The following is a 6,324-nucleotide window of genomic DNA, read 5'->3' on the forward strand; positions in this document are numbered from 1 at the left end:
ATCAGAGCGCGAACACGAGCGCGGCCGTGACGAGCGCCGACAGCAGCACGCTCGTGACGGTGATTTTCGCTGCGTATAACTGGTCGGTGCGGCGGTTCGCGGCGTCCGGAACCTCCTCGCGGTCGTCACCGAACGCGTACTGACCAGCCAGCGCCAGCCGGACACAGAACGACTCGTAGGCCTGGAACGCCCACTCGAAGCCGACTGCCAGCGGGACGAATACGACGAGCAACAGCGGCTCCGGGAGGGCGCCAGCGAGATACGCGGCGACCACGACGGCAGCCGTGAGGAAGGCCAGCGCGGCGATGCGAGCGCGGCGCTGGCGCTGCTCGCTGCCGATGTTACACTGACCGGGACGATAATCAGTCACGCCCTAGTTTCGGGCGTCGGGTGGTTGAGGATTGCGTCTCTCGCGACGCCTGCTGGTACTTACGCGGACGCGTCGTAGCCGGCGTCCTCGATGGCAGCGACAAGGGCGTCGGTGTCCGCGTCGCCCTCGACAGTCGCGGCGTCGTGTTCGCGGTCCGCGCTCGCAGACTCGACACCTTCGACGTCAGCGAGGGCGTCTTCGACGGTCGATTCGCAGCCGCCACAGCTCATCCCTTCGACGGTGATGGTTCGGGACATACTCGTCTATTGGTCTCGCCGCACTAATGCAGTTTCGCCTCATGACGTTCGCCTCGGACCGCCCTCGAAGTTTGGATTCGAACGTTGTTCGGCGAAATCACTTTGTGTCGTTATCGCTGAGGGGTCGGCATGACCGATCTCGACGAGACCGACCGCCGCATTCTCGAACTGCTCGCGGCGAACGCCCGCCGCCCGTACAGCGACATCGCCGACGACGTCGGGCTCTCCGCGCCCGCCGTCTCGGACCGCGTCGCGAACCTCCAAGACAGCGGCGTCATCGAGCGCTTCACTGTGGATATCGACCGTTCGCGGCTCCGCGAGGGCGCGAACGTCCTCGTAGAACTGTCCGTCCCGCCAGGCGAAGTCGAAGCCGTCCGCGAGGCCGTCGGCAGTGCGGACGCTGTCGAACACGTCTTTGTCACCGCGAGCGGCGATGTCGTGTGCTCGGTACGGCTCCCCGTCGAGGACGTCCGTGCGTGGGTGACCGAGACTGTCGGGACCGAGCGCCTCCGCGACTACGAGGTGACGCTGCTCGCGGAAGCACAGTGGCACCCCAGCGTCGGCGAGGACTTCGCGATGGCGTGCGCGGAGTGTGGGAACACCGTCACCAGCGAGGGTGAGACCGCGCACATCGACGGCGACCGCTACCACTTCTGCTGTTCGTCGTGTCAGGCGCGCTTCGAGGAGCGCTACGACCGCCACGAGGCCGAAGCCTAAACGCTAAGCGCTCGCACACGAGTTAGCGAGTGTGCGCCGGAATGCGTTCATCTCGCGCTCGTTGCTGCTGTTTACGCTCGTCGCGGCGAGCTTCGTCGTCCTCGGATTCGGCCGGCTGGTGCTCTCGTACCGCGTCGCGCGCCTGCTCGCCGCGCCACTCCTGTTCGCAGCCGCGGGCCTTGCGGTGGTGCTCGTCGCGCAAGCAGTGCTGGCGACAGTCGGAATTCTGGACGTGGACTGACAGTACGCCACCGTACCCTCCGAATCATATACGTGGCGTGGCGGCGAACGGGGAGACGAATGAGCGACGCCCCCGGTCCCGACGCGCGACGCGCCCTCCTCGCAGTCGTCTGCGCCATCGGCCTCGTCGCCGCCTCCACGGCCGCACCAGCGCTCGCTGGACAGGCCCCGCTCGGCGGCCTCGACTCGCCGCCTGCACCCGGCGAGGTCCCGGAACTCCTGCGCCAACTCCCTGGAGCCGACGCACTCCTCGGCAACGTGGACGGACAGCGGGGCAACTTCGACTTCGGGACGTCCGCGTTCGGCGCCCTCACGCCCGGGCGGACGGCGGACGTTGGTGGGCCGATGTCGCCCGGCCAGCGCGCGAACGCGACGGAGGCGCACTTCGTCGCGGAAGCCGACGAGTCGCGGTACTGGCGGACGGAAGCGTACACCACCTACACCGGCTCGGGCTGGGAGCGCCAACAGGTTAACCGCGTGCAGCCGCCGCGCCCCGTCGAGGAGCGGCCGACCGAGTGGAACGAGATTACGCTCCGCCAGCCCGCGACGTCGCTACCGACGCCGTGGCGTCCGGTCGACCTCACGTGCGGGAACGACGGCTGTGGCTCCACGGTAGCGCTGAGCACGACCGGCGGCATCGAGGCGAACCCCGCATTCTCCGAGAGCCAGACCTACCGCGTGCAGAGCGTCGAACCGCTGAACGCCCCGAGCGTGCTCGACGACGTGCGAGTCGCGGGCAGCGTCGTCGACACCGAGTACACGACCGTGGAGACGACCGACCGCGTCCGCGAGCGTACTGCGGAGGTGGTCGGTGATGCCGACAATCGCTACGACGTAGCGCGCCGCATCGAACAGCACCTCGAATCCGAGAAGACCTACTCGCTGACCGACGTCCCCGAGCCCGGCGACCAGATTACCGACCAGTTCCTCTTCGAGCAAGACGCGGGCTACTGCGAGTACTTCGCGACCGCGATGACCACCATGCTGCGCTCGCAGGACGTCCCCGCACGCTACGTCGTCGGCTACGCGGGCGGCGAGTACGTCGGCGACAACAGGTACCTCGTCCGTGGCGCGGACGCCCACGCGTGGGTTGAAGTGTACTTCGAGGACGTCGGCTGGGTACGCTTCGACCCGACGCCCGGCGACGCTCGCGAGAGCGCGCGCGACGAACTCCACGAGGACGAGCGCGACTTCGACGTCTCGCTGAACCGGACCGCGGTGCCCGGCGAGCGCGTGACCGCGACCGTGACGACCGCCGGCCTGCCCGCGCGCGACGTCGCGCTCGTCGTGAACGGCGACCGCGTCGGCCAGACCGACGAGAACGGCACAGTCGCGTTCACCGTCCCGTACGCCGAACAGTTGCGCGTCGACGTCGAGACGACAGTCAACGTCACGGCGTCCAGCAGTTCGCTCGCGCCCGCTAGTGTCGGTGGCGGCGACCGCGCGTACAGCATCACCTCGCCGGTAGTCGCCCAGCAGGACGACGGCAACGACTCCGCGCAGACGTTCGACGTGAACGCGGACGTCCGATTCGCCTTCGACGGCGACGTCGACCCAGGCACGGAGCGCACGCTCACCGTCACCGTCGCCGGACGGCCGTTCCCGGACGCCACAGTCAGCGTCGGCGGCGTCGAACAGGGCCGCACCGACGACGAGGGACGAATCACGGTCCAGATTCCCGAGGACGCCAGCGGCGTGCTCGAGGTGACGGCGTCCCGCGACGACCTCAGCGAGACGACGACCTACCCCGTCGACGCGCTCTCCGTCGCGGTGTCGCCCTCGCTCGTCGCGCCGCTCCCCGGCACGACGGCCACCGCGCACGTCACGTCGGGCGGTGAACCGGTGAGTGGTGCGTCGGTCACGGTCGTCGGCAAATCGGTCGGCATGACCGACGCGGACGGCACCGTCTCCTTTGAGATACCGTTGACGCGCGCGCCGGCCGTCGTCGCGACGGCCAGCGAGAAGACCACGACCACGTACCTCGGCTGGGTGCTGCCGTCCGCCGCAGTCGCCGTGCTCGTGGCTCTCAGCGCGCTCGCCGGCGTCGTGCTGAGCGCGCAGCAGCGCGGTATCACGCCGCGAACCGTCGTGGGTGCGCTCGTCGCCGTCGCTCGCGAGTCCGTGTCGTACGCGGTCGGTGCACTCGTCGGGCTCGCAGGCGCGCTGGACGACCTCGCGGCGGAACTGCGGACGGCCGCTGCGGACGGCTGGCGAGGCGTCCTCGCGTGGTTTGCGTCCCTCCCCGGCCGCGTCCACCTGCCGGACGTCCGCGGGTGGCTCGCCGGCGTCGCAGCGACTGCCGGCGCAGGGAGCGGCCGCAAATCCGAGCCGAACGAGCGGGGCGTCGAATCGAGCGCGGACGCCGCCGACGGCCGCCTGCAAGCAGTGTGGCAGCGGTTCGTCGCGGTCGTCGGCGTGGACCGCTGGGAGACGAAGACGCCCGCGGAAGTCGCGCGCGAGGCCATCGCGCGTGGCTTCCCGAAGAAGCCCGTGTACGCGCTCACGGCCGCGTTCCGGGACGCCGCGTACGGCGGCCGCTCGGAGTCCTCCCGGCTCGACCGCGCGGAGGAGGCGCTCGATTCGGTGCGTGAAGACGAGCGAGAGGAGGGCGAACGATGACCGCACTCCGCAGAACACTGCTGGCGGCGGTCGGCGTCGCGGGCGTCGCGGTCGCCGTCGGCGTGGTCGTTGGGCTCGCACCAGCGTCGCTGGTCGGCGCGGCGAGCGGTCTGAACGCGACGCTCGCGACCGCCGTCGTCGCCGCCGGTCTAGTCGGGTACGCGTTCCGTCGACGCCGGCAGACCGAACCCGTCACCGAGTCGTCGCTGCTCGCGGACACAGGCAGTGAGACGACTGCCGCCGACCCCGGGCAGCCGGTCGACGGCGCGCTCGACCGAATCGCTGACGGCAGCGACGCGTTCGCGGGGGAAGCGCGAACGCGCGTCCGCGAGCGAATTCGGGAGACAGCGGTTCGAGCGTGTGCGCAGAAACACGGCGTCTCGCGGGACGAAGCCACGGACGCCGTCGCGCGCGGCGAGTGGACGAGCGACCCGGTCGCCGCGGCGTTCCTCGGGGACGAACGCGCGCCACGATACCCACTCCGCGAGCGCCTGCGCGGGTGGGTACACCCCGGACGGGCGTTCCGTCGGCGCGTCGAACGAAGTGTCGATGCAACGCACGACCTCGCCACGGAGGGATCGCGGTGAGCCAGTCGCGATTCACGGGCGGCTTGCTGGCCGCGCTCGTGCTCGCCGGCGCGGGCGCAGCGAGCGGCCGGTCGGCGCTGTTCGTCGCCGCCGTGATTCCACTCGTGTTCGTGCTGTACGGCGCGCTCTCCGTCCCGCGAGCGGATGACGGAGTCCACGTTACTCGCGACCTCTCGACGGAGTCGCCGCTGCCCGGCGACCGCGTCGCGGTCGAACTCACCGTCGAGAACGTCGGTGGGAGCGCGCTCCCGGACGTCCGCGTCGCCGATGGCGTCCCCGGCGACCTCCGCGTCGTGGACGGCTCGCCGGACGCCGCGCTCGCGCTCCCGGCGGACGGCACGGCGACTGTCGAGTACACGATAGTCGCGGACCGCGGCCAGTTCCCGTTCGATTCGCCGACCGTCCGGGTCCGTGGCGCGAGCGCGACGAACGCCCGCACGGTCGACGCACCCGTCGACGGAACGGACGAACTGAACTGCCAGGTGAGCGTCGCTGACGTACCGCTTCGCCGGCAAACGACCGCACACGCGGGGACACTCCCGACGGACTCCGGCGGGCCGGGCATCGAGTTCCACTCGACGCGCGAGTACCAGCGCGGCGACCCCGCGAGCCGCATCAACTGGCGGCGCTACGCCAAGACCGGCGAACTCTCCACGGTGAACTACCGGGAGCGACGCGCGGCCGCCGTCGTGCTCGCCGTCGATGCCCGCGACGCAAGCGACGCAACCGCCCACACCGGCACGCCATCCGGCGCGTCGCTGTCTGCGTACGCCGCAGCGCGCGCCGTCGAACCGCTCGAAACCGCCGGGCACCGCGTGGGGCTCGCGGTGTTCGGTATCGACGACCCCGTGACCGGCGGAACGGACCCCGCGTGGGTGCCGCCCGGCACGGGTGACGCGCACCACGCGCGCATCGCGACCGTGCTCGACGCCGCAGTCGAAGACGGGGCGGACGACTCCGAACCGACGACGGAGGAGGCCGAACCCGAGCAGGGAGAAAAACAAGTCGCTACGGCCGACGGCGGCAGTTGGCTCGGTGCGGGGGACGACGCGCGCATCGACCGGTTTGCCGAGCGCGTGCAGCCAGGCACGCAGGTCGTCGTCTGCTCGCCCGCGCTCGACGAGTTCCCGGTCGCACTGACGCGCCGCCTCGCGGCCGACGGCCACCACGTCACCGCGGTCAGCCCGGACGTCACCGCCACGGACACGCCCGGACGAACGCTCGCCGCGACCGACCGAGCGCTCTCGCTCTCGGACCTCCGGGCGGCGGGCGCGCACGTCGTCGACTGGTCGCCCGACGAGCCACTGGCCAGCGCGGTCGCCCGGGCGACCACCACAATCCGAGGAGGACAGCGATGAGCGCCGAGACCGTGCGCCGACCGACGCTCCTCGCGGGCGCTGCGATGCTCGCAGTGGTGTTGTTCGCCGTCAACGACGCCAGCGGCACGTACGGCCTGCTGGCGTTCCTCGCGGCAGCGGGCGGCGGCGTGCTCGCTGTGGCGACCGGGCTCGCGACGCGTGAGGAGCCGCTGTCC

8 protein-coding genes are annotated in these 6,324 nt (G+C 70.9%); 6 read left to right on the forward strand and 2 right to left on the reverse strand.

Going from position 1 to position 6,324, the window contains the following annotated elements:
- Position 1 precedes the first annotated feature (1 nt).
- Together LPA44_RS07535 and LPA44_RS07540 are read right to left on the reverse strand one after the other, a co-directional pair.
- Positions 2-370, reverse strand: a complete 369-nt coding sequence (locus LPA44_RS07535) for a hypothetical protein (RefSeq protein ID WP_230888975.1) — start codon at positions 368-370, stop codon at positions 2-4.
- 59 nt (positions 371-429) lie between these two features.
- Positions 430-627: a heavy-metal-associated domain-containing protein gene (locus tag LPA44_RS07540; RefSeq protein ID WP_230888976.1), complete on the reverse strand. Its 198-nt coding sequence runs from the start codon at positions 625-627 to the stop codon at positions 430-432.
- Between the two features lie 129 nt (positions 628-756).
- On the opposite strand from LPA44_RS07540, the gene LPA44_RS07545 reads away from it, so the two are divergent.
- The 6 genes from LPA44_RS07545 to LPA44_RS07570 all read left to right on the forward strand — a co-directional run.
- Positions 757-1,344, forward strand: a complete 588-nt coding sequence (locus tag LPA44_RS07545; protein ID WP_230888977.1) for an AsnC family transcriptional regulator — start codon at positions 757-759, stop codon at positions 1,342-1,344.
- 31 nt (positions 1,345-1,375) lie between these two features.
- Complete coding sequence (locus tag LPA44_RS07550) at positions 1,376-1,585, forward strand: hypothetical protein (RefSeq protein WP_230888978.1); 210 nt, start codon at positions 1,376-1,378, stop codon at positions 1,583-1,585.
- Between the two features lie 59 nt (positions 1,586-1,644).
- The gene (locus LPA44_RS07555) at positions 1,645-4,203 is read left to right on the forward strand and encodes a transglutaminase domain-containing protein (RefSeq protein ID WP_230888979.1); all 2,559 of its coding nucleotides are present in this window, start codon (positions 1,645-1,647) and stop codon (positions 4,201-4,203) included.
- Entirely contained in the window at positions 4,200-4,790 is a 591-nt protein-coding gene (locus LPA44_RS07560) for a DUF7269 family protein (RefSeq protein ID WP_230888980.1), read from the forward strand. The genes LPA44_RS07555 and LPA44_RS07560 overlap by 4 nt, the downstream gene beginning before the upstream one ends.
- Entirely contained in the window at positions 4,787-6,148 is a 1,362-nt protein-coding gene (locus tag LPA44_RS07565) for a DUF58 domain-containing protein (protein WP_230888981.1), read from the forward strand. Before LPA44_RS07560 ends, LPA44_RS07565 begins: the two co-directional genes overlap by 4 nt.
- Positions 6,145-6,324: hypothetical protein (locus LPA44_RS07570; protein ID WP_230888982.1), on the forward strand; the 180-nt coding region annotated here is incomplete at its 3' end. The genes LPA44_RS07565 and LPA44_RS07570, both read left to right, overlap by 4 nt.

This window comes from Halobacterium sp. KA-4, assembly GCF_021028995.1.
Classification (GTDB): domain Archaea; phylum Halobacteriota; class Halobacteria; order Halobacteriales; family Halobacteriaceae; genus Halobacterium.